Source organism: Fervidobacterium gondwanense DSM 13020, from assembly GCF_900143265.1.
GTDB classification, from domain to species: Bacteria; Thermotogota; Thermotogae; order Thermotogales; family Fervidobacteriaceae; genus Fervidobacterium; species Fervidobacterium gondwanense.
In genome coordinates this window covers 186,757-210,107 of record NZ_FRDJ01000003.1, presented here as the reverse complement: position 1 = coordinate 210,107, position 23,351 = coordinate 186,757, and the positions used below count along the sequence as shown (strand labels likewise).

The window sequence follows — 23,351 nt, the reverse complement described above, 5'->3', positions numbered from 1 at the left end:
GATAATGTTAACTAAAAGTATTGAAACTTTCCAAAAACCGCATTATTCTTATAAAGATGGGACACCCCCCAACCTACTCTTGACAAAGGAGGTATCCCGATAGGGATAACTCAATGCTCTCTTGCCAAAACGTTATTCCACCAGCTTTTACAAAAACGGTCATGACAAATACGGTAACCAACAATTCCTTTGCAAACTCTGCCATCATTCCTTCAAACTTTCCCATTCTCACAAACACAAAAACTTCTCTTTCCCTTATCCCAAATGCCCTTCTTGTGGTAGGTCTAAGGTTTTTGGGTAGTCAAGAATTTTTGGAAAACGCACAATGGTAATATCAATCTCATTCTTTCACACTTACACTCTTTCATCACTACAAGTTAACACTATCTTTAAGAACATTAATAGAGAGCAGTCCTTAGACAGTTTAAACAGTTTCAAGGGATTCTGTTCCACCGTTAAGCAAAGCCCTCAGTTCTTCTCCACTCATTACTTCTCTTTCAAGGAGTATGTTGACTATTTTCTCCATCTTTTCCCTGTTATTTTCAAGTATTTCTTTTGCCCTGTTATAGCACGTCATGACTATCTTTTGAATCTCATGGTCAATTAGTTTCGCTACATCTTCGCTGTAATTCCTTATTCTCGTTAATTCTTTTCCAAGGAAAACTTCTTGTTCAGTCTTTCCCCATGCGAGAGGTCCGAAGCTTTCACTCATACCATATTCACAAACCATCTTTCTGGCTATTTCAGTAGCCCTTTCGATATCATTGGCAGCACCGCTTGTGAAATCGCCAAATACAATCTCTTCTGCTGCTCTACCACCGAGTAATGTTGTGATATTGTCTAGCAATTCATTCTTACTCACCAGATATTTATCTTCGGCTGGTAGGTGTAGTGTGTATCCGAGAGCTGCATAACCCCTTGGAGTAATCGATATCCTGTGAACGGGATCAGCATTAGGTAATGAAGAACCTATTATCGCATGGCCTACTTCATGGTACGCGACTATCTTCTTCTGCTTTTCTGAAATGATTCGTGACTTTCTCGCAGGTCCTGCGATAACTCTGTCTATTGCCTCTTCAAAATCTTCCATATTTATAACGTTTCTTCCTGCGCGAGCTGCCAGCAGCGCAGCTTCGTTGACTAGATTCTCGAGGTCCGCACCAACGAATCCTATCGTTCTCTTAGCAAGGATGCCAACATCAACGTCTTTTTCTATAGGTTTATTCCTCAAATGTATCTTTAGGATTGCCTCCCGACCTTTCACATCAGGTGGATCTACAACCACTTTTTTGTCAAACCTTCCAGGTCTAAGTAATGCCGGGTCTAAGATATCTGGACGGTTCGTTGCAGCCATAACCACAATACCTTGATTGATGTCGAATCCATCCATCTCAACGAGCAATTGGTTCAGTGTCTGCTCTCTTTCATCGTGACCGCCACCAAGACCTGCTCCTCTGTGCCTTCCAACCGCATCAATTTCGTCTATAAATACAATGCATGGTGCGCTTGACTTGGCCTGCTCAAATAGATCTCTAACCCTTGCTGCACCAACACCGACAAAGAGTTCAACAAAGTCTGAACCGCTTATATGAAAGAACGGAACATTTGCTTCACCGGCAACGGCACGAGCAAGTAGCGTCTTACCAGTTCCCGGAGGTCCAACAAGGAGTATACCCTTTGGCATGCGAGCACCTATCTTAGAGAACTTCCCTGGATTTTTCAAGAAATCAACGGTTTCTTTCAGTTCCTCAACTGCTTCATCAACACCAGCAACATCTTTGAATGTTACCTTGATTTTGTTAGGACCTACCTTCTCGGCTCTGCTCTTGGTGAATGTAAATGCCTGATTATTTCCTCTACCAAGTCCACGTATGATGAATGCAAACAAAATGATTGTGAGAATAATAAATGCGGCGTTTCCAATAACGTTAATCCAAATACTACTATCTACGCTTTTCTCACCATCTACCACTACTCCGTACTCCACAAGTTTGTTAATTTTCTCTATGTCATACCTAAACCATGGAGCATATACGGAATACAGCCTTCCATTTTTCGTTTCCACTCTTAAATTACCATCGTCTTTGATAGTAACTTTCGCGATATCGGTTTCTCCATCACCCATTCGCTTCACGAAATCACTATAACTCATATTGACTTCAATAGCACTCTTCGAGTTGACAAATCCTTCGTATATCCAAAACAGCGAGAGAGCTATTAGTATCAGAAAGATTATAGAGCCAATGCTACGATTCAATACCAAAACCTCCTTTCACTACAACCTGAATATTTAAACTATCGAGAAATCTTGATTTGTAAATATGCGGTATAAAAACAATTTTGTCGTTGTACTCAATTAAAGGTATCATTCTCCGCAGAAACGTCGGCACTTTTCTTTCGTTGAACACTTCCTTTACCTTCTTCCCTTCCAGCGTTCTATCACCTTCCATCCAATTCCTCACTATTAGAACAATTTTGTCAACACCGTACGGTAACATTATATCACGGTTTATAAATTCTATAAAGTACCCATTGATATAATATCTCTTTTCATTTGGACAAAATATAGTTTCATTACCATGTCTTTCTATTGTTAAAGTATATTCAAACCGTTCATGCGAAATAATATCACCCATCATGACCCATCCGTGAGAAACCTCCATTCCCAAATTTCTCCAGAATGAAACTTTAAATGATTTTGATTTCGCATTTTCGAATCTTTCTATCTTTTCCCTGTCGAGCGGTTTACCGAAAAACTCCATCGCAAAACGCCTGACCTGTTCTATCTGAATGTATCTATCTTCGCTTAACTTAAAAAACAATCGATCGTTCGTACGAAACCTTTCTGTCTTTTCTACTACGCTCTCAATGTATTCATCCAGTTTCCACGTGCTTTGCGCTAAGGATTCTGCGGCTCTTTCTATTGATGGGTTCAACTTTCTCAGAAGCGGAACAATCCGGTGCCTTATATAGTTTCTCTCGTATCTTTCATCAAAATTCGAAGCGTCTGTAAAGAAAGTAAGATTTCTTGCTATCGCGTAACTCTCTATCTCCTCACGAGTAAAAAAGAGAAGTGGGCGTAGGTGTTCTCCACTCAGCGGTTTGAGCCCAACCATGCCAAATGGTCCAGTTCCCTTTGCAAGACGTAGAATAATTGTTTCAAGCAAGTCGTTCAGATTATGTGCTGTGGCTATTAAATTGTATCCGTAAGAGTTCTTAACCGAATGGAGAAATTCGTATCTCAAAATCCTTGCTGCTTCTTCTAAGGATAGTTTATTAATGTAAGCATAAGCTTTTACATCTGCACAAGCTGTATAGAATGGTATGGAATGGTCTTCACAGAACTTTTTTACGAATTCAACTTCTTCATCTGCTTCTTTTCTAAGTTTATGGTTGAAGGTTGCTACACCAATTTTCAGCTGTCTCTTAGCTTTTAACCGAATAAACAAATCAAGCATAACTATGGAGTCCACACCGCCTGAAACAGCAAGTAAAAATGAAACTTCCGTGGGAGCGTATTTTCTTACAATACCCTCAAACCTCTCAAACATTCCACCGTGTTCATTTTTACCCTTTTGGCTCGATAAGTCGGAAAACATCATACCACATCACTTCCCGCTAAATTGGAACTGCCCTTCCTTAGGATTCAAAAAGAAGAAAATGTCAGGTATATCGGTAAGGTAGAACTTGAACGTTACTTTGTCTACATAATCAAAGACAGAACTTGTGCTCTTATAGGAGAAGTCAATGCCAAAGCTTAACCGCCAGCAGTGCAACGATTTATCCAGAACGACGTTCCCGCTTTCTATTTTATTTTCTTCAGGATTGTATCTTAGTTTCAACGATATGTTCGGGTCAAGCGTTTTTAATTGTGTCTCGAAGACATATTTCTTAGTGTTATCGGTGTTGTACGAAAGAATATACTTCTCATCCTTCTTTTCAAGACTTAAAGTAAAACTGTAGTTTGGTTGAGACTCTCTGGATTGTACAGAATAGTTTGCACTAAGTTTTGCTGAATAGTCAAGGAGTGCAAAAGAACCGGATACAATCGCTCTCTTTACGAAATCGTTCTCTTGGTACAAGGTGGTGGTGAGATTAGAGTATTTAAAATTGTGCACAAAGTTGGAAACAGGTTTTCCGGGGGTTATAGTGTACTGGAGTGTGTAACTTGTTTGAAAATCTTTGAATGTAGTACTAATTGAGATATTCTCATTCCCGAGTTTCTTATTAACGTTATCGTAAGTTCCGGTAATCGAACCATTGATATTCATTGGACCAAAATCTTGAGAATAGTTAATAGTGTAATTGTCCGGAAGCTGTTTACCAGTTACAAAATCAAAGCTTCTTATTAAAGAAGTACTAATGTTTTTTGAATTGATAGAAGTACTAAGTCTCACAAGATTTCTGTTAGTACTCGTAGGCTCATCAAGAAAAGCATAGGTTTGCTCCCAAGAACCCGTCACTCTAAACGGACCAACGTTATAACTCGAGCTCAAAGTATAATTATCAGAAAGCCCAAAAGACTCGTTCTTCGATGTAGTTATGTTAGAAACCCACTTAATGTTAAATTTGTATAGAAAATCTATCGATAGCTGATCAATTCTCGAATTCCAAGGAAGTTGATAAGTATAATTAAGTGTTCTGTTTTCTCCATTGTTCCTTATGTCACCGCCAAGGTTCAGGCTATATCTAATGAGATTGTTATTGACATTAAGGCTGTATCTTGTCTGATAATAATTAGACCAGGGCTTATCAAGTGATGTCAGATAACCGTCTGTTTGTAAACGAACAACACTGTCTAAGTTTAGCAAGAATTTGTTGTCGTTAAGTATGCTCAGATCCAAGCTCTTAACTCCGCCATTTAGGTATATTATGGAATCTGTCGTTTTCCCATCGTACATTAAGTATGGTTTGAAGTATACATTCTGAGACTGCAAATTGAGCCCAAGTTTATGATAATAATTCGATGCATTGATAAAATTGCCTTCTAAAAAAACAATCCCATCGAGCTTGTAGTACACGGAACCCTTAGAATATCTATATGTTATAGGCATTATGGAAAATTCAAACCTGTCGTTCTTTGAATCATAAGTAATTTTCTCACTCTTGTTCTTTGAGTTCTCTGCCGTAAAGGTTATTGAATCTGTTGTTAGAGATAAAGTGTTGTTCCAATTATTTGCTGAGAACGAAAAAGTCTGTGTTACGGCAAGTGTGTTTCCAAAGACTACAGAAAATGAATATGGTGCGGTACCTTCGAGTTTGGTTAAGAAAACAGGGTAAGGAAAAATGGGAACACCGAGAACTATTAGAAAGGAATTTTTAGCAATGATGTACTTATTTTCAAGCACGTACACTTCGTCAGATAATATCACGTAATGTGGTTCCTCTAAGTTGCACGTTGTAAGTTGAGGATCTTCAATTATAACTTCGTTCTTGCTTTCCGTTGCTTCCTGCAATTCAATCGATGTGCCCGAAAGGTAAATAGGTACTTTTTTACCCTTATAATCGTAATTGTAGACAGTCCTGGCATTTAAGATTATTCCTCTTTCAGTTTCAAACTCATAATTGAGATACTTTGCCACGTACTTTCTATCACCATCGAAAAAATTTATATTTCCTGCAGCGAGTATCGACTTTACTTTTCCATCCAAAAGTGTTGCCGTTGCCTCATCGCATTCAATTCTGTATCTATCCCATTCAATAACTATCTTTCCTTCAATAAACGCGTGACTCTCAGATATGGTAAATGATTGAGCTTTTATCTTGACATCTCCAGCAAAGCCTGTTGAACCGAGAACCATTCCAAAAACAGTCATGATAGCTAAGATGATGAAGAGCCTGTTTAAAATCTCGCGTACCTTATAAGCAAACGGCGTATCCATCAGAATGTACATGAAAAAGCCGACGATCGAGAAGAATATATTTGGCAGCCAGGTCGCTAAAACTGGATCAAGAAGCCCCTCCTTACCCATTCCAGATAACCATGCCCCAGAACCCTGATAAAGAACAACTATCAAGAATGTTAATATTACACTCCAAGACCTGCTGGTGAACCCAAAAAGCAGAGAAAGAGGTAAGCCTATCAGCACGATCACCAAAGATCCAAGAGCATTTGCGTACCTTTGGTGAAGTTCAACAACTAAGCTTGCAGTATTAATACCGAGTTTCTTATATGTCTCAAGTTGCTCACGAAGTTCTTTAGAAGTCTTATCGCGCGTGGTTTTATAAGCTCTTAGCATCTGTTCTATCTCGCCAGCCACGTCAAGTTTCATTTCCTTGAACTGCATATCCAATTTGAGAAAACCAGATTCGAGTTCGACTATGTACATATTTCCATCCAAAAGATACCATCCATCACTTTTCTTAATAACCTTCTTAGACGTCAAAATCTGCTCGTTACCTTCTTCGTTCCTAAAAAGCACGACGTCGGACAATTCACCTGCTTGTTTGTTGTACTCTTTCACATAGAAATAAACATCTTTTTCTAACTCAACTAACATGTTTGTCTTGACCACTGTTTCCGGTGACTGCAATATGTACTGATTCAAAACTTGCGAGGATTTATAATTTGCGTTGGGAACAACGTAATCGTTCATTAACCATGCAAAAAAGCCGAGTATAATGGATAAAATAACGAACGGTGTTACTAAACGTTTTGACGATATGCCGTGTACAAGGATTGCTGTTATCTCTCTATTGGTATACATTTCACTGATGACCCAGAATATAGCAAACAAAACCCCAACTGGAATGCCAAGGACCGTGAAATAAGGAAGATTATACAACACAAAAAGGAACAATTTTGATATATCAACTCTGTTTCTAATTATGTAGTCTGAAATCTGGTACAACCACTCAACACTAACGAATACTATGAAACCGCCGAGCCCCATAAAGAACGGTTTTAAAGACTGTTTGAGTACGTATTTTGTTAGAGTTTTCAAAACAATTCACCCCACTGTGGAATTCGGTATGCTAAAGGTCAAATCGTCTAAGTCAGAATTTCTTAAACATATCGATTGAAAATTCCCTGAGTTCATCTCTATAGCACGTATAATACTTAGCAGTCATGATATAATGGGTTGTCTCAATTATCTGTACTGAGTAATCAGAAATCTCTTCTAATGCTCTTGAAATGTCCATCAGTGTTAAACCTCTGCGAATTATCCTCGGGTTGTCCTGAATTAGTTTTATAACATCATCGCTGAATCTCTCGTGCGATTCATCCATAAGTGCATCTTGCGAACATACAGCGGGTGCTCCTTCGAGATTTTGGTCTACGTATATTCGTAATGATTTGCGCAGCATGCGCTGAGCAAATTTGAACATGTCCGGAAGCGCGATGCTCTGATTTATGTCAGGTTCTTTCGTTAGTTTAACGATATCATCAGATATATCCCTTATTCTATCGGCGACGTCAAGAAGTATTTTAGAAATAACCACTGATCCTGAGATAAACCTGAGATCTCGCCTATCCGGCGAAAACATCCCATAAATCAACTGTGAAAACTCCAAAATGTCTAAGTAATTCTTGTAGACATCCCAGTAATTTTGTTCAATCTCGCGTGCTAAATTCGCATCACGTTCCTTAAACGCTTCAGAGCAGTTATGGAGCAGGTCTTCTACATACCATCCCTGTTTCATAACTAATTTTTTAAGTTCTTCAAGCTCCTCTCTCATTAACCACTTCATGAATATCACCTTGCAGTCTATTTTTTATAATTAAACCTGATTCCCATTCCCGAGAATGAGCTTTCCATATCCAATTTTTTCCTTAATAGATGTTGAAAAATCGTAAGTTTTAGGGCGCAACAGCACTATGTTTCTTGTGCATTTCTTCACGAATATCTCATTTGTTCTAAAAAGAATGTCTCCATCAAGAACTAAATTGACAGGTTCGTTGGCGGAAATGCGTATTTTCTCGCTACTTGGGATAACTAAACTTCTTGTCGCCAAAAACTGGGGAGCAATCGGCGTGATTTCGAAAGCCTCGACATTTGGAAGCATTATAGGTCCACCAAGGGCTAAAGCATAAGCAGAAGAACCTGTTGGAGTGCTGACGACAAGGCCATCGGCATGATAGTAAAATGTCCCATCTTTCATTTCCACAAGGAAATCTACAATTTTTTGCTCAACATTTTTTAGGAGTACGGCATCGTTAATTGCAAAATAGTTCAAACCTTCAGATTCTATTCTTAAAACCCAGCGCTTGTCTTCGATAAAGTTCCAACTTTTCAAATCCTTAACAAGCTTATCGATTTCATTTAGTAAATACCCAGAAAAGAATCCCAGTCTACCAGCCTTTATTCCTAAGACTGGGCATTGAACTTTCTTCAATGTCCTTAGTACCGTACCGTCTCCTCCAACCGACAGAACGACACTAACGTTGCTTTCAGGCTGAAAATTCTCGGAAGAATCTTTGAAGAACGATATTTCAAATTCATCTTTAAGTGCACTATAGACGACTTCAGCAGCTTTAAAATAGTCGGTTCGGTAAAAGATGCCTATCTTCACCTTAATCTCCACCCAAGATCGATAAGTGACTGAGCTAAAAATCTATCCAAAAATATGAGCAACAAAATCGCAATTAAAGGAGTTATATCTATATATCCAATTGGTGGTACGATCTTTCTTATTTGTTTTTCAACCAAATCAGCTAAACCTCTTAAAATATGGTAAATGCGAAACTGATAAATCTGCGGTATCCAACTCAATATCGCTGCGATGATAATAACAGTGACTTCAAAATTTATTGCAACACGAAGTACTACACCAACTGCATAGAAAAAATTACCGAGTATAAACATCTTTCACTCCCCCTTGTATTTTCTCTCTCCGAATATCGCAGTTCCAATTCTAAGAATAGTAGCCCCCTCTTCAACTGCAATCCAATAATCATTTGTCATCCCCATCGAAAGCTCACTTATATCTGAAAATTCCTTTAGCAATTCATTCCTCAGTTCCCTCAATTTTTTAAAATATGGTCTCGTCTCTTCTGGATCCACGTATGGTGCCATTGTCATCAAACCCTTAACGCGAATATTTTCATAGTGGCGGATGTTGTTCAAGAAATCAAAAACTTCCTCAGGTTTCAGGCCACCTTTAGTTCCTTCTCCCGAGACATTTACTTCAATCAAAATATCTTGTATTTTCAACAATTTCTTTGCGATTTTGTCTATTTCTCTAACTTCCTCAATTCTATAAACTGAGTGAATTAACGTAGCTACTGGAACGATGTATTTTAACTTGTTAGTTTGTATTCGACCAATAAAATGCCACTCAATATTCTCGCCTTTTAACAGTTCGGCCTTCTCACGCAGTTCCTGTGCATAATTCTCTCCAAAGACACTTAATCCGGCCTGTATCGCTGCTCTGATAGCATCAACTGGATGTGTTTTTGTAACGGCAACGATTCGAATATCTTCAGAACTTCTGCCAACTTTTTGTGCGCTTATTTTTATATTCTCGATTATGTTTGAATAATTTTGGCGTATCTGCTCTTCAAGGTTCACTGAACAACCCTCCATAATTGTTTATTCCAAAGTATTTATAGGCTTTTTCTGTTGCAATCCTGCCCCTTGCAGTCCTTGCAACAAATCCACTTTGAACGAGGAAAGGTTCATAGACTTCCGCTATCGTGTCTTCGGTCACACCCAAAGAGGCGGCAAGAGACTTCAAACCAACAGGTCCACCCTTGTAAACATCGATAATCAACCGCAAAATTTTCCTATCCATCTCATCAAGACCATATTCATCGATTTTCAAAAGTTCCATAACCTCGCCTACGATCTGTGAATTGATATGTGTCATATTTCTAACTGTGCTTAAATCTCTAACTCTTTTTAACAGTCTTAAAGCAATTCTTGGAGTTCCTCTGGACCGCTTAGCTATTAAAAAAGCTGACTCATCGTCGATAGTTACTCCCATAAGTCCCGCTGCGCGGGTAATTATGAGCTTCAGCTCGTTTTCCGTGTAGAAGCTCATCTCGAATATCATTCCAAACCTATTTCGAAGAGGAGATGTCAAAAGTCCGCTCCGGGTGGTAGCACCGATCAAAGTAAAAGGCTGTAACTCCACCCTTATAGATCTCGCCGCAGGTCCTTTTCCGATCATTATGTCAATCTGATAATCTTCCATAGCCGAGTAGAGTATTTCTTCCACACTTCTATTCATCCTGTGGATTTCATCTATAAACAGCACATCTCCGCTTTCCAAATTTGTTAGAATAGCAGCCAAATCCCCTTGCTTTTCAAGAATTGGCCCACTCGTTATGTGGATATTTGCTCCAAGCTCGTTGGCAATTACATTCGCAAGCGTTGTTTTTCCTAAACCAGGAGGACCAGCCAATAAAACGTGGTCCAACTGTTCCCCTCGTATTTTTGAAGCAGAAATAGCGAGTTTTAAGCGTTCCTTGATGTTTTCCTGCCCTATATATTCGGAGAGATACTTCGGCCTGAGTGAGTAAGTATCGTATACTGTTCTCTCGGGTGAAAATATCCTATCTTGTTCAGTCACTCCAACATTTAGTTCGTTTAACACATTTGCCTGAAATTCATCAAATGCCTTATTTTTCTTCACTAATGCTCACCTCTGCGTTCACTGGCAAATTAAGCCTCATACCATAACGGCCAATATTCAATTTCACTTTAACAAAACCGTCTATAGTTATTCTTTCACCTTTCATTTTATCTTTTCCATCGAATAAGTGAACATTAGATATTGTAAAAACGAAATCTTCAGGAACAGCCCCATCTTTAGTCCAGCTCCCGAGGTATCTACCATTCGAATTGTATATTCTTAGTTGTATAATCTCGACATTGTGTTCAATGTCATTTGCCAGAATGTTCAAATTTGCTCTAAAAACTAACGTGATACCTTTTTTGTAGCAATTATCAACAACAAAATTCGCCTTTACTGATTCAACCCTCTTAAAGGCACCATGGAGAGTTTTTAACGAAATTCCGAGAAACAGCACAGACAGTACAAATATTATTAGTAGTGCAATTGACAAAACACGAGAAACCGTAATGTTCTTAACCCAATTCTTCTTTATACTTCATTCCTCCAGGAGCAGAATTTCTTTTATAATTATACCACACTTCGACCTTTTTAGAATCTTTAATGCTTTGAAGATAGTATTCTATTTGATTTCAGTACTTTCAAAACATCATTATTGACATCGAATAATTTCGTGATAGTATAATTATACGTCTAATAATTATATGTCTTATTATAGTACATCTCAATAATAAAGAAATACAATGCTTACATAGGAGGTGTTGAAAATTGGATGAGATTTTTGAAAGAGATACCGTGCTAATGAACCTAAACACTATCCAGAGACTTGTCTACAAATATGTACATGAGAGAACTCTAAGGGGATTTAATGTTCACCCCGGTCAGATTCCAATACTCTTCTTGCTCAAACGAAACCCTGGCCTGAGTCAAAAAGAGATAGCTAAAATTATAGGAGTTGAACCTGGCACCATTGCAATTATGTTGAGAAGAATGGAGAAAGCAGGTTTTGTCTACCGTGTTCAAGACGAAAAGGATAGAAGAATCTCACGTGTTTATCCAACTGAGAAAGCAAACGCTCTAATTCAGAGACTTAGGAATATTTTGTTCGACGTTGAAAAATTGGTTCTAACAGATTTCACGGAAAGTGACAAGAATATATTAAGAACGCTCTTGAACAGGATGAAATCTAACCTCCTTAGCAGAGTACAAGATAAACCATGCAGTTCATATAAGGGAGAGTGAAACCATGATATCGAAGTTTGTGCTTAAGTATTGGTACCTTATTTTAATAACCGTTCTTTTAGTTGCTGTACAAGCAGTAATATCGCTGTATCTGCCCGATCTAATGTCGGATATTGTTGACAAAGGTATTGTAAAGGGGGATACCGGATACATTTGGCACGTTGGTGGAAAAATGTTGTTTGTCTCTTTCATAGGGGTTCTAAGTTCAATTATCGCAAGTTATACTTCCTCTGTGGTCAGTATGGGCCTTGGTAAAGATTTGAGAAACTCAGTCTTTGAAAAAGTTTCAGCGTTCTCAATGGAAGAAATGTCAAAATTCAGCACATCCTCACTTATTACACGGACAACGAATGATGTGATGCAAGTGCAACAGGCTACAACAATGATACTCAGAATGGTGGTCATGGCACCGATAATGGCCGTTGGTGGTATCATAATGGCTGTAAACAAGGACGCAAAACTAACTGGTATTTTAGCCTTTTCGCTTCCAGTAATGCTTGGAGGTCTCGGTCTACTTGCTGCGATTATAGCACCCCTATTTAAAAGTATGCAAAAAAAGATTGACAAGCTGAATCTCATTGTTCGCGAACGTGTCACAGGCATTAGGGTTATCAGAGCATTCAACAAAGAAGAATACGAAAAGGAAAGATTTAAAAAAGCTAATCTCGACCTTACAAATACAAGTTTATGGATAAATAGAATTGGTTCAATACTTTTTCCTTATATGATGATTGTGATGAACTTTACAACTATCGGAATAATCTGGTTTGGTGCAAAACAAATAGATGCCGGCACTCTCCAAGTCGGACAGATGATGGCTGTTATGCAGTATGTTATGCAGATAATGTTTTCATTTATAATGATATCTGTAATTTTCATATTTCTTCCAAGAGCTTCTGTGTCGGCTAAGAGGATTTCAGAGGTTCTCAAAGTACAGCCTAAGATAATCTCTCCAATTTCTTCGGAGCTTTCTCAGAAAAGTACCTTAATTAAGAAGAATAATTCTAACGATTCGTTGGTGCGCGTTGTTGAATTCGAAAATGTTACATTTAGATATCCGGGAGCGAAGGAACCTGTTTTAAATAACATATCTTTTAAAGCATATCCAGGACAAGTAACCGCGATCATAGGCGCGACAGGTTCAGGAAAGACAACCCTTCTAAATCTCATACCCAGATTTTACGACGCAACTTCCGGGAGCGTCAAGCTTGATGGCGTTGATGTTAAAGAAATACCTTTTGAAGTGCTGAGAAGGAATATCGGATACGCTACTCAAAAGCCTGTTATATTCACAGGAACAATCCTTGAGAATATTCGGTTCGGAAGAGACTGGATAGATGACACTATGGTTGAAAGAGCAGCAGATATTGCTCAAGTTTTAGAATTCGCTTCAAAATATCCGGAAGGTTTAAATTACCATATCGAGCAAGCCGGTTTGAACTTATCTGGAGGTCAGAAACAGAGAATTTCTTTGGCGAGAGCGATAGCTGGAAATCCAAAAATCTACCTTTTCGACGATACATTTAGTGCTTTGGATTTCAAGACTGATGCAAAAATACGGCTCAGGCTTTTCAAAGAGACAAAAGATGCAACAGTAATTATCGTAGCACAGCGAGTTGCTACAATTATGAACGCTGACCAAATTATAGTTCTGAAAGATGGAGAGATAGTTGGTATTGGCAATCATGATGAATTGATGAGAGATAACGAAACATATAGAGAGATAGTATATTCTCAGCTGTCAACCGAGGAGACGAGGTGATACCATGAGTGAAAAGAATATGCAGAATAACAAACCACAGAACACACGTATGAGGCCTGGAGGTCCGGGTGGACCGGGTGGTCCTGCTTTTGCAAGAGGCGGTGAAAAGCCAAAGGACTTCAAGAAAGCAATGTCAAAACTTATGAAATACTTGAAACCACATACGATTGGGCTAATAATAGTCTTTGTATTGACTATCGCAGCAACCGTATTGACAATTAGAGCCCCCAAGATTCTCGGACAAGCAACGACGGAAATATTTAGGGTAGTTATGATTAGAAATACTCCGCTTTCGGCATTTCTAAAAACCAAAATGGATTTTGAAAAGATTTTCAATATATTAATGACTGTCGGAATACTATATTCGATATCAGCACTCCTCAATTTCTTCCAGGGATACCTGATGGCAGGAATAACACAAAAGATTGTTAGGAAGATGCGCGAGGATGTAAATGAAAAGCTTCAAAGACTACCTTTGAAATTCTACGATGGAAGAGCACATGGAGATATCATAAGCCGTGTTACAAACGATGTAGATTTGATAAGTAACACGCTTCAACAAAGTCTAACACAGTTCATTTCTGGAATTGTTACAATAGCTGGTATAACATACATGATGCTGACGATAAATGTGTCTCTAACCTTGCTTACTCTCATAACACTTCCTTTGAGCGCTATTGTAACGATACTTGTGGCTAAACACTCTCAGAAATTCTTTGCACAACAACAAAAACTCTTGGGTACGTTAACAGGACAAGTCGAAGAGGTCTACAGCGGATTTATCGCTGTTAAGGTATATGGGCGTGAGGAGGAAGAATTCGAGAAGTTCAAGAAGACCAATGAGCAATTGTATAGCGCCAGTAAGAAGGCGCAGTTCATAAGCGGAATTATCATGCCGGTAATGAACTTTATAGGCAACTTAGGATATATAATCGTTGCTGTTGGCGGTGGTATCCTTGTCACAAAGAAATCCATAACGGTTGGCGATGTACAAGCGTTCATACAGTACTCGAGACAATTCAATCAACCAATTGTACAGATAGCGAACATAGTTAACATGATCCAATCTACATTAGCCGCTTCGGAAAGGATATTCGAAATTCTTGAAGAGGAAGAAGAGGTTCAGGACAAGGAAAATGCCATAGAGTTGGAAAGTATAAAAGGCGAAGTTCAGTTCGAATCTGTTCGTTTCAGTTATCTTCCTGAAAAACCATTAATCGAAAACTTAAACATCGAAGTTAAAAGTGGGCAAACGATAGCAATAGTGGGACCAACTGGGGCAGGAAAGACAACGCTTGTTAACTTATTGATGAGATTTTATGAAATTCAAGGTGGTAGTATCAAAGTAGATGGAATTGATATACGAGATATAAAGAAGTATAACCTAAGAAAGCACTTTGGAATGGTTTTGCAAGATACATGGTTATTTAATGGCACAATAAAAGAGAACATAACTTATGGTAAGGAACAAGCAACAGAAGAAGAGATCATAAATGCTGCAAAGATGGCACATGCTCACCACTTTATACTCGCGCTTCCAGATGGATACGATACGGTTATTGGTGAGGATACAGCCAACATCTCCCAAGGAGAGAAGCAGCTAATCACAATAGCAAGAGCTTTCTTAGCAAATCCTGACATACTCATTTTAGACGAAGCAACCAGCAATGTAGATACTTTAACTGAAATTTACATCCAACGTGCTATGAGGGATTTGATGAAAGGTCGAACTTCGTTTGTAATAGCTCACAGACTCTCAACTATAAAGAATGCAGACATGATACTTGTTATGAACGAAGGAAAGATAATTGAAACTGGAACGCACGAAGAACTTTTACACAAGGGTGGATTTTATGCAGAAATGTACAGAAGTCAATTCCTCGGTGCAATGGTGGAAAGTGCCTGATATTTATTGAAAAAATAACTTGGAAAGCTAACTTTTTTAGATATGTAAAAACTTGAACGCTACCATTGTTAAATGGTAGCGTTTTTTATTTGTCATGTTTTGTATACTATTTTCAGATAAATGAAAAAAATATTGCATGAAAAGATAGTTTTGTGTTATAATAAAATTGTTAGATTGTGATTAACATGTGGGGGAGAAAGTGGTGAAAAAAGAAGACTTAATGAAGGATATAGAAAATAGGGTACATGAATGTCAAAGCTGTCCTCTCGGTTTTATAAGAACCAATGCCGTACCTGGTGAGGGTAACGTACATTCACCAATCATGTTTGTTGGTGAAGGTCCGGGGGAAGAAGAAGACAACCAAGGAAGACCTTTTGTCGGGCGTGCTGGTCAACTTCTGACTAAGATACTCGAATCGGTTAATATAAGACGTGAAGAAGTATATATAACTAACGTTGTTAAGTGTCGTCCTCCGAACAACAGAGTTCCAACTGCTTTGGAAATACAAGCTTGTTCACACTTCTTAATTGCACAAATCGAGGTTATTAATCCAAGGATGATAATTCCGCTTGGGAGTACCGCTGCAACTTTCTTTCTTGGAAAGGAAGAGTCGATAACGAAGATAAGAGGCAAAGAAATTATGTGGAAAGGCGGGATTATTGTTTTTCCAATGTTCCATCCGAGTTACTTGCTGAGGAATCCGTCGAAAGAAAAGGGAAGTCCAAAGGACCTTACTTGGCAAGATATAAAGAAAGTTAGGAGCTATTATGAAAGTTTCTTAAAGGCAAAATAATAATGGTAATAAAGAGGAGGAATGCACGTGAACAACGAGAATAGAGAAATCAGAGAACTTAGGGAAGGGAAGAGAGAAAAGTTAACGCCAACAGTCATGAGCTATATATCAGCTATTTACACACTGATTGAGAAGGAAGGCGTTGCTTGTGTAAGTGATATTGCTAAGTTAAAGGAAGTCTCTTACGCAAGCGCAACGAATGCAGTTAAGAAGCTTTCTTCACTTGGGCTTGTAGAACACAAAAGATATGGTTTTGCAAAATTAACTCAGAGAGGGCTTAGAATAGCCCAGATGCTGAAATCCGGGGAGTCCAGAATCAAATACTTTTTCATGTACGTTGTGGGGATTCCTCAAAAGAAAGCAGAACAGATAGCGAGCTTGATGGTCTATGACCTTGACGCAGAGACAAGGCGAAAGCTTAGAAAATTTTATTCAATTCTCATAGATTTCACCAAAGATAGATGCGAAGAATTGGAGAAATTCATAAAGGAACACAGAATGAATTCAGAATTGCCAGAAGAAGCTTTCAGGCTCAAAGATAAAATAAAGGAGGATGAAGATTATGAGTAAAGTATTGGTAACTGGCGGTGCCGGTTTCATCGGTTCTCATCTTACAGACAAATTAGTTGAATTGGGACACGATGTTGTTGTTGTTGATAATCTTTCAACGGGTAAGAAGGAAAACGTAAACCCAAGAGCAACGTTTTATGAGATGGATATATACGATACAGACGCCGTGAATAAACTTTTTGAAAAGGAGAAATTTGAGTATGTATTCCATTTAGCCGCACAGGCAAGCGTATCAGTTTCTGTAAAAGAACCTGTCAAAGATGCAAATTGGAATATCATCGGTAGTATAAATCTTATAAAGGCTTCCATTGAAAACAACGTTAGTAAATTTATCTTCTCTTCCACTGGCGGAGCAATCTACGGCGAGGATGTCAAAGTATTTCCAACTCCAGAAAGTGTATTTCCACAGCCAATGTCTCCGTATGGAATAGCAAAGTTCAGTGTTGAAAATTACTTAAGGTTCTTCTCCAAGGAATTTGGTTTGAAATACACTGTACTTAGATATGGAAACGTCTACGGTCCAAGGCAGGATCCATATGGCGAGGCCGGTGTCGTTGCCATATTTACTTCTCGAATGCTTAAGGGAGAAGATTGCACAATCTTTGGTGATGGCGAATACGTGAGAGATTATGTGTTTGTTGAAGACGTTGTCGATGCAAATATCAAGGCGATGGAAAAGGGCGACGGACTTGTTATAAATATAGGAACTGCGACCGGTACGACAACAAATGAATTGTTCAAGATTTTGAAAAAATTGACTGGTTACAAGAAAGATCCGATTTATGGACCACACAGGAAAGGCGATATCAGAAAGAGTCTACTGTGTTACAACAGAGCTTGGATTGAATTGAAATGGGAGCCGAAATACACTTTAGAAGAGGGGTTGAGGAAAACTGTCGAATGGTTTAAGCGAAATACTCAGGCCTAAATCTTTTGAAGATTTTGTTGGGCAAGAGCACCTTCTCGCAAAAGGTGCTCTTTTACGTATGTCAATAGAACAAGGACAGTTGTTTTCCGCTATACTTGCTGGTCCGCCTGGTACTGGTAAGACTTCTGTACTTCATCTGATTAAAAGATACACCGATTACGAAGTTGTTCAATTAAACGCAGCTTTCACTTCTGTTGACGAAATAAAGAAGTGGGAAAACTATGCTTACAACCTCAGAGGTATCAAGAAATTGCTTATCTTCATCGACGAAATCCACAGATTCAATAAGAAGCAACAAGATGTTTTCTTACCTGGTGTCGAAACAGGTGTTTATGTGCTTTACGGTACTACGACAGAAAATCCAGAACATGTTATAAATCCCGCTCTGCTTTCAAGATGCCGTATTCTGAGGTTCAAGAAACTACACGAAAATGAGTTGAGAAAAATTCTTCAAAAGGCCATAGAACACGTTAAAATAGATGTTTCTAAGGCTGGTGAGTCTTATTTAATTTCATCTTCAAACGGCGATGGACGTTTTCTTATAAATTCATATGAAATTCTCTCAAACATGGCTAAGACTATTGGAAAAAGCATTATCGACGACGAGATTCTATCAACTTATGTGGGCGAAGAACTTACAAAATACACGGATTCTGAGCACTATAATCTTGCATCAGCGTTTATCAAAAGCATTAGGGGCAGTGACCCAGATGCTGCTCTTTATTACATGGCGAGGATGTTGGAAGGCGGGGAAGACCCAAGATTTATCGCACGGCGTTTGGTTATTCTCGCGAGTGAAGACATCGGTCTGGCGGATCCATTTGCTTTGGTTTTGGCAACAGCAACGATGCAGGCAGTTGAGATGGTGGGGTTACCAGAATGCGCTATAAATCTTTCTGAGTGCGTTATCTACTTATCTCTCGCACCAAAAAGTAATTCAAGCTACGAAGCTGTTTCAAAAGCGATGGAAATTGCTAGAGAAACAAAGAACGTACCTGTTCCAAGGCATTTGCTAAATATCGAAGGAAGTGGATACAAGTATCCGCACAGTTACGGTGGATTCGTTAAACAAGATTACCTTCCGAAGAAAATCAAAGATGGAATATATGTCCCGAAGAACATTGCCAAAGAGGCAAAATTGGCTGAGATTTACAAAAAATTATGGAAAGAGAGATTTGCCACCAAGGATATTGAAGAGGGGAAAGTCAAGAAAGAATAAGAAAGGGGAGATTAAATGGATTTATCAAACAGCATCAGGTTGGGAAACGTTGAAATATATTTTCTCGTAGCCGATATCACAAAACTTGAAGTCGATGCGATAGTAAATGCGGCGAATTCTCACCTGAAGCACGGCGGTGGAGTAGCAGGTGCGATATCAAGAGCTGGTGGACCGGAAATTCAAAAAGAAAGTGACGAATACGTAAGAAAATACGGTCCTGTTGAACCTGGGGGCGTTGCTGTAACAAGTGCCGGAAAGATGAAAGCAAAATATATTATTCACACAGTAGGACCGATCGGTGATAAGGAAGGAAATGATGAGATAATTAAAAAAGCTTTCGAGAATATATTCTCGAAAGTTGATGAATTCAAAATTGAATCAATTGCTATACCCTTCATAGGAACTGGAATATTCGGATATCCTGTCGAAAAATTCGTAAGAGTCTGCGTGAATGAAACATGTAAGTTATTTGCTAATTACAGTGGTTCAATACGAAAAGTATTTTTCTGCGATATCGATAGTCACAAAGTAACCTTGTTACAAAGTGAATTTCAAAAAACTACTTTAAATTGATAAGTCAAAAATTCCAAATTCCAAGCTTAAGTTTCAATTCCAAAATCTTTCCGTTTCTATCAACACTAACTGAAATGATATCTCCCATCTTTTTACCGGAAATTATTTTTAAAACATCATCTGCATTCTTCACGTTCTTTTTCTCAACACTCACTATAACATCGCCGACCTTGATACCTGCAGCATACGCAGGTGAATCGATTTCAACATACGCAACATACAATCCGTCCGATTTAACATTGTAGTTCTTTTTTACAGTCTCATTCACAACGAACCAAGTGATCCCAAACATTTTGTTATTTAACGGCTGTGAAAACACCTTGTCAATGTTCTCTGCATCTATCACAACGCGGAATGTGATATCGTTTCTTGCCTCACTTGGCGAAACAACTATCCTGTCGGTTATTCTATCAGATAGCACACCGCCTCTTGCAACAACATACTGCCCGGATAGGTTGACCGGGTTTTCGCTTGACAGTCTTTTATAAGCATCTTTATCGTAGTAGTCCCTACAAAACTCCAGTGGAAGGCCGTACATGTTAACCACACCATACGGTGAAATATCTGAATTTGAAAATTCGTTTACGCTGTAGTCTTTTTTTCCGTCGTTATACTTCTCGGGTTTTGAGTTACCGCTCGGATATCTTCTACCATCTATTCCTCTTGCTGCTTTTTCCCATTGGGCTTCCGTAGGAAGCTGATAGCCAGCCCATTCACAAAAAGCTTTTGCAGATAAATAGTTTATTCCGGTTATTGGAAAATTATACGCCGAGCTCATTGAAGTAAAACCAGCTCTCATCTTCGAACCGAGAAAATCAATTTCAACGGGGGTAATATACCTCCCAACCAAAACGGAAGTTGTAACGTTTTGAGCTGCTCTTAAAAAGTTCAAATATTGCTTTATTGTGATAGGATACTTGGAAATATAGAATGATGAAACGTAAACGTCTTTCTCGGGTAATTCATCATCGTCTACTTTACCCCATGAACTCTTTGCCCCCATTTTGAAACTACCGCCTGGCACCAGTACGAAGACTATTCCCGTTCTTGGATCAAGTATCTCTTTCGGATATATATTGAGTTTTCTAACTTCCTTCCCATCAACTTTTATTGGACTGTCTACCACCAATGTTGCTATGCCGTTTCTATCGTAAAAAGTGTTTCTTAAGTCAGTCGCATCAGGCCTTTTTGTTTCTTTGTAAGTCGTAAAGATAACGTCATTTATGTCGACGACTTCTTTACCCCAATAACCTGACACTTCATATTTTCCTTCGGAAATCACTTTTATATTGCCGAAGATTTTTCTGTTATTCCTAAGGACAACCATATCGTAACCTTTTACCTTGCTGTAAGGCATGTATAGATCTTCTATTAAGTTTTCTAAAATATAGTAAGTATGACCCGATGCATCTGTCAAAATTATGTAATTTTCATCCCCGGCAAGCTGAGTTCCAATAAAGACATCACCAGTAAGTAATATGCACACATAGTTCTCATTTGTGCTCAACTCCATTCGGAATAATCCAGTTCCACCGAAACTCTGGAACTGAATTTTCTCAAAACCAATGTAATCAACACCTTGCGAGAGATTTAGCTTAATCTTTCCAAACCATGTAATAACTGTTGCGTCGGTTGTAGAAATTTCCGTAGCATATCCTTTATATATTTTCCCATTTACAGAAAGCTCATATCCACTAAAGGGTTTAGCTGATGGATTAAACACGATGGAGCTAACACTTTCGATTGGAACCAGCACTTTTCCAATGTCAGCTTCGACAATGAGATGTGATCCTTCAGTGCCCAGAAGGTTACCAGTTAAAACCCTGCCATCTTCGTATAGTACATCAGCAGGGAATGCAAGGACACTCAGAATTACTAACAAGCTTAGTATTGTCTTCGAAAAAATCTTCACTTATATCACCTCCAATTAGTGATCAATTTCAGATGCCATATTTAAATTATACCAAAATTTCAAAAATAGTTGTTCACTATATCCTTATTTGTATGGTAAAATATTTTTGAATTATCATCAAAGTATGATTATGTTAATTCGGGAGTACGGAATAATGAAAAATAGGTACATGGTAGTATTATTAATCTTCCTCTCGTTCTTTTTTATATCTGCCTACATTTTACATTCAGAATCTTCAAGCACTCAGACTTATGAGAATACTTACTGGTTTTCAATATTTTACAATGATAGATTCTGGAAAGTAAACACTCTTGGAAAGATATATGACCTTTATGAAGATAAAGAGACAGAGTTTGTGCCGATACTTACTGGTTTATCGGTAAATGAGTCTTTAGGAATTGTGGAAGGAGCAGCTCTAAGATACGTACCTTCCAAAATAAAGGAAGGGATATTTGAGATAAATTTGGCGGAGAAATATATCACGACGTATAATTCAGCTATTGTGTATGTTACAGATATTACCGACATACCAGTTTGCATAAATGCTCTTTCGTTGACTTGGAGATATTTAGACTCAAATGTAAGTTATTTGTTCAAAAATGGAAAGATTTATAAGATAAAGGGGTGAGAGTATGCCAAAGACTCACGAGTTAGTTTCTCTTGACATAGGTAGTGATAGCATAAAGGGGATCGTTGTTGATTTCAGTGAGGGGTATGGAAATGTCATTGCATTTTCTAACGTTAAAACACGTGGTATTGAAAATGGAGAGATTAAAGATGTAGTCGCACTAAATGAATCTATGACACAGATTATCCAAGACTTGGAAGAGCAAGTTGGTAGAGACTTGAGGGGAGATGTTTTGGTTTCTTCAAGTTGTGGAGATTTCACGCTGACAGAGATCACTGAAGAACTTCTTTTAACGGAAAAAGAAGATAGTTATGTCACGGAAGAACACGTAGCAAAATTAACCGATAACTTGCTCGCTGATCTCTTTCCAACGAACGAGAAGAATTCTCTTCATTTGTTTGTGAAGAGGTACATACTCGATGACACAAAAATAGTTGTCAATCCGGTGGGAATGAAGGCTAAAAAGATTGACGCAATTTATACTGTTGTTATGGGCTCTGAAAGGTACAGAAATGTTGTTGAATATGCCACGAAGGATATAACGGGGGAGGCTGAGTACTACATATCTTTCGTATCAAATGCTGAAGCAGTATTGTCAAGTGTTGAAAAGGATAGAGGTGTAATGCATGTTGATCTTGGATACAATACAACGACTATAACTTTGTACTATGCAAATACACCTTTTGAATTACAGAGGATCGACATTGCGATGAAGAATGTTCTGAAGGACATAGCTGTTGTTTTAAAAACATCTGTTCAAGAAGCCGAAAGACTTTTAAGAACTTACGGCGTAGCAGTGTATATGGATGTTGAGCCAACACCTATAGAGTATAGAGGACTCGATGGCAGGACAATTCAGAAGACAGATAAAGAATTTCTATCCAGAATCATATATGCAAGGCTCAGAGAAATTTTCATGCGTGTCAAAAAACTCTACAAAGATTACACGGTGAAATATCCAGAATTTGGAAGTGTCGGTATACCTGGTGGTATAGTCCTAACAGGTGGTGGTGCTATGCTGCAACGCGTAGAGACTCTTGCAAGCGAGATTTTCAAGTGTCCCGTGAGAATAGGAACAATCTCAGAGAGTGAGAATTTCAAATGCGAAGGTAATGAAATAAATGTGTTCACACCTCTTTACGCACCAACTTTCGGAAACATAATTGTTTATCAAAAAGAGCAGAATATGTACACCCCTATGATCGGTGAGCGATCTCGAAAAAAACCTTCAGGTGGTTTTTTCAAGAAACTTTCGGAAACGTTCGGAAAGATATTTGGATGAAAATAAGGAGGGAATAAT

At 38.4% G+C, this 23,351-nt stretch carries 21 protein-coding genes; 11 read left to right on the top strand and 10 right to left on the bottom strand.

The genetic code is table 11. The features are described from left to right. Window positions 1-121: 121 nt before the first annotated feature. Complete coding sequence (locus tag BUA11_RS10555; protein ID WP_425432312.1) at window positions 122-301, top strand: IS1/IS1595 family N-terminal zinc-binding domain-containing protein; 180 nt, start codon at window positions 122-124, stop codon at window positions 299-301. Between the two features lie 123 nt (window positions 302-424). Here the strand turns inward: BUA11_RS10555 and ftsH are convergent, their stop codons facing one another. The 9 genes from ftsH to BUA11_RS04270 form a co-directional block, all read right to left on the bottom strand. After that, a complete protein-coding gene (ftsH, locus tag BUA11_RS04310) occupies window positions 425-2,257 on the bottom strand; it encodes an ATP-dependent zinc metalloprotease FtsH (protein WP_072758688.1) in 1,833 nt (610 codons plus the stop codon). Next, window positions 2,247-3,602 carry a tRNA lysidine(34) synthetase TilS gene (tilS, locus tag BUA11_RS04305; RefSeq protein ID WP_084634356.1) on the bottom strand — a complete coding sequence of 452 codons (1,356 nt, stop codon included), beginning with the start codon at window positions 3,600-3,602 and terminating at the stop codon, window positions 2,247-2,249. The genes ftsH and tilS overlap by 11 nt, the downstream gene beginning before the upstream one ends. Before the next feature lie 6 nt (window positions 3,603-3,608). Continuing rightward, a complete protein-coding gene (locus BUA11_RS04300) occupies window positions 3,609-6,944 on the bottom strand; it encodes a YjgP/YjgQ family permease (protein ID WP_072758686.1) in 3,336 nt (1,111 codons plus the stop codon). A gap of 52 nt (window positions 6,945-6,996) precedes the next feature. Further along, window positions 6,997-7,692, bottom strand: a complete 696-nt coding sequence (locus BUA11_RS04295; protein ID WP_072758684.1) for a phosphate signaling complex PhoU family protein — start codon at window positions 7,690-7,692, stop codon at window positions 6,997-6,999. A gap of 30 nt (window positions 7,693-7,722) precedes the next feature. Next, the gene (locus tag BUA11_RS04290) at window positions 7,723-8,514 is read right to left on the bottom strand and encodes an NAD(+) kinase (protein ID WP_072758682.1); all 792 of its coding nucleotides are present in this window, start codon (window positions 8,512-8,514) and stop codon (window positions 7,723-7,725) included. Next, window positions 8,511-8,807 carry a YggT family protein gene (locus BUA11_RS04285; protein ID WP_072758680.1) on the bottom strand — a complete coding sequence of 99 codons (297 nt, stop codon included), beginning with the start codon at window positions 8,805-8,807 and terminating at the stop codon, window positions 8,511-8,513. The genes BUA11_RS04290 and BUA11_RS04285 overlap by 4 nt, the downstream gene beginning before the upstream one ends. Before the next feature lie 3 nt (window positions 8,808-8,810). Then, entirely contained in the window at window positions 8,811-9,512 is a 702-nt protein-coding gene (locus BUA11_RS04280; protein WP_245789508.1) for a YggS family pyridoxal phosphate-dependent enzyme, read from the bottom strand. After that, window positions 9,502-10,497 carry a Holliday junction branch migration DNA helicase RuvB gene (gene ruvB / locus BUA11_RS04275; protein ID WP_245789516.1) on the bottom strand — a complete coding sequence of 332 codons (996 nt, stop codon included), beginning with the start codon at window positions 10,495-10,497 and terminating at the stop codon, window positions 9,502-9,504. Before ruvB ends, BUA11_RS04280 begins: the two co-directional genes overlap by 11 nt. A gap of 67 nt (window positions 10,498-10,564) precedes the next feature. Continuing rightward, window positions 10,565-11,011: a hypothetical protein gene (locus BUA11_RS04270; protein WP_072758676.1), complete on the bottom strand. Its 447-nt coding sequence runs from the start codon at window positions 11,009-11,011 to the stop codon at window positions 10,565-10,567. Window positions 11,012-11,286: 275 nt separating this feature from the next. Here BUA11_RS04270 and BUA11_RS04265 point away from each other — a divergent pair, with 275 nt between their 5' ends. The 8 genes from BUA11_RS04265 (at window position 11,287) to BUA11_RS04230 (ending at window position 19,511) form a co-directional block, all read left to right on the top strand. Further along, window positions 11,287-11,760, top strand: coding sequence for a MarR family winged helix-turn-helix transcriptional regulator (locus BUA11_RS04265; RefSeq protein WP_084634354.1), 474 nt, complete (start codon window positions 11,287-11,289; stop codon window positions 11,758-11,760). Between the two features lie 4 nt (window positions 11,761-11,764). Continuing rightward, window positions 11,765-13,522 (top strand): ABC transporter ATP-binding protein, encoded by a 1,758-nt coding sequence (locus BUA11_RS04260; RefSeq protein WP_072758674.1) that lies wholly within the window; start codon window positions 11,765-11,767, stop codon window positions 13,520-13,522. Window positions 13,523-13,526: 4 nt separating this feature from the next. Next, window positions 13,527-15,428 (top strand): ABC transporter ATP-binding protein, encoded by a 1,902-nt coding sequence (locus BUA11_RS04255; RefSeq protein ID WP_084634353.1) that lies wholly within the window; start codon window positions 13,527-13,529, stop codon window positions 15,426-15,428. 202 nt (window positions 15,429-15,630) lie between these two features. Continuing rightward, window positions 15,631-16,221, top strand: coding sequence for a uracil-DNA glycosylase (locus BUA11_RS04250; RefSeq protein WP_072758672.1), 591 nt, complete (start codon window positions 15,631-15,633; stop codon window positions 16,219-16,221). 27 nt (window positions 16,222-16,248) lie between these two features. Continuing rightward, on the top strand, window positions 16,249-16,791 hold the full coding sequence (locus BUA11_RS04245; RefSeq protein ID WP_245789506.1) for a metal-dependent transcriptional regulator: 543 nt from the start codon (window positions 16,249-16,251) through the stop codon (window positions 16,789-16,791). Then, window positions 16,784-17,719, top strand: coding sequence for an SDR family oxidoreductase (locus BUA11_RS04240; RefSeq protein WP_072758668.1), 936 nt, complete (start codon window positions 16,784-16,786; stop codon window positions 17,717-17,719). The genes BUA11_RS04245 and BUA11_RS04240 overlap by 8 nt, the downstream gene beginning before the upstream one ends. After that, window positions 17,685-18,938: a replication-associated recombination protein A gene (locus BUA11_RS04235; protein WP_072758667.1), complete on the top strand. Its 1,254-nt coding sequence runs from the start codon at window positions 17,685-17,687 to the stop codon at window positions 18,936-18,938. Before BUA11_RS04240 ends, BUA11_RS04235 begins: the two co-directional genes overlap by 35 nt. Window positions 18,939-18,953: 15 nt before the next feature. Continuing rightward, entirely contained in the window at window positions 18,954-19,511 is a 558-nt protein-coding gene (locus tag BUA11_RS04230) for a macro domain-containing protein (RefSeq protein WP_072758665.1), read from the top strand. 4 nt (window positions 19,512-19,515) lie between these two features. Here the strand turns inward: BUA11_RS04230 and BUA11_RS04225 are convergent, their stop codons facing one another. Further along, window positions 19,516-21,423, bottom strand: a complete 1,908-nt coding sequence (locus BUA11_RS04225; RefSeq protein ID WP_072758663.1) for an SUMF1/EgtB/PvdO family nonheme iron enzyme — start codon at window positions 21,421-21,423, stop codon at window positions 19,516-19,518. Window positions 21,424-21,577: 154 nt separating this feature from the next. Here BUA11_RS04225 and BUA11_RS04220 point away from each other — a divergent pair, with 154 nt between their 5' ends. Beyond that, window positions 21,578-22,051, top strand: a complete 474-nt coding sequence (locus BUA11_RS04220; protein ID WP_072758661.1) for a hypothetical protein — start codon at window positions 21,578-21,580, stop codon at window positions 22,049-22,051. 4 nt (window positions 22,052-22,055) lie between these two features. Beyond that, complete coding sequence (ftsA, locus tag BUA11_RS04215; RefSeq protein ID WP_072758660.1) at window positions 22,056-23,333, top strand: cell division protein FtsA; 1,278 nt, start codon at window positions 22,056-22,058, stop codon at window positions 23,331-23,333. Window positions 23,334-23,351 lie beyond the last annotated feature (18 nt).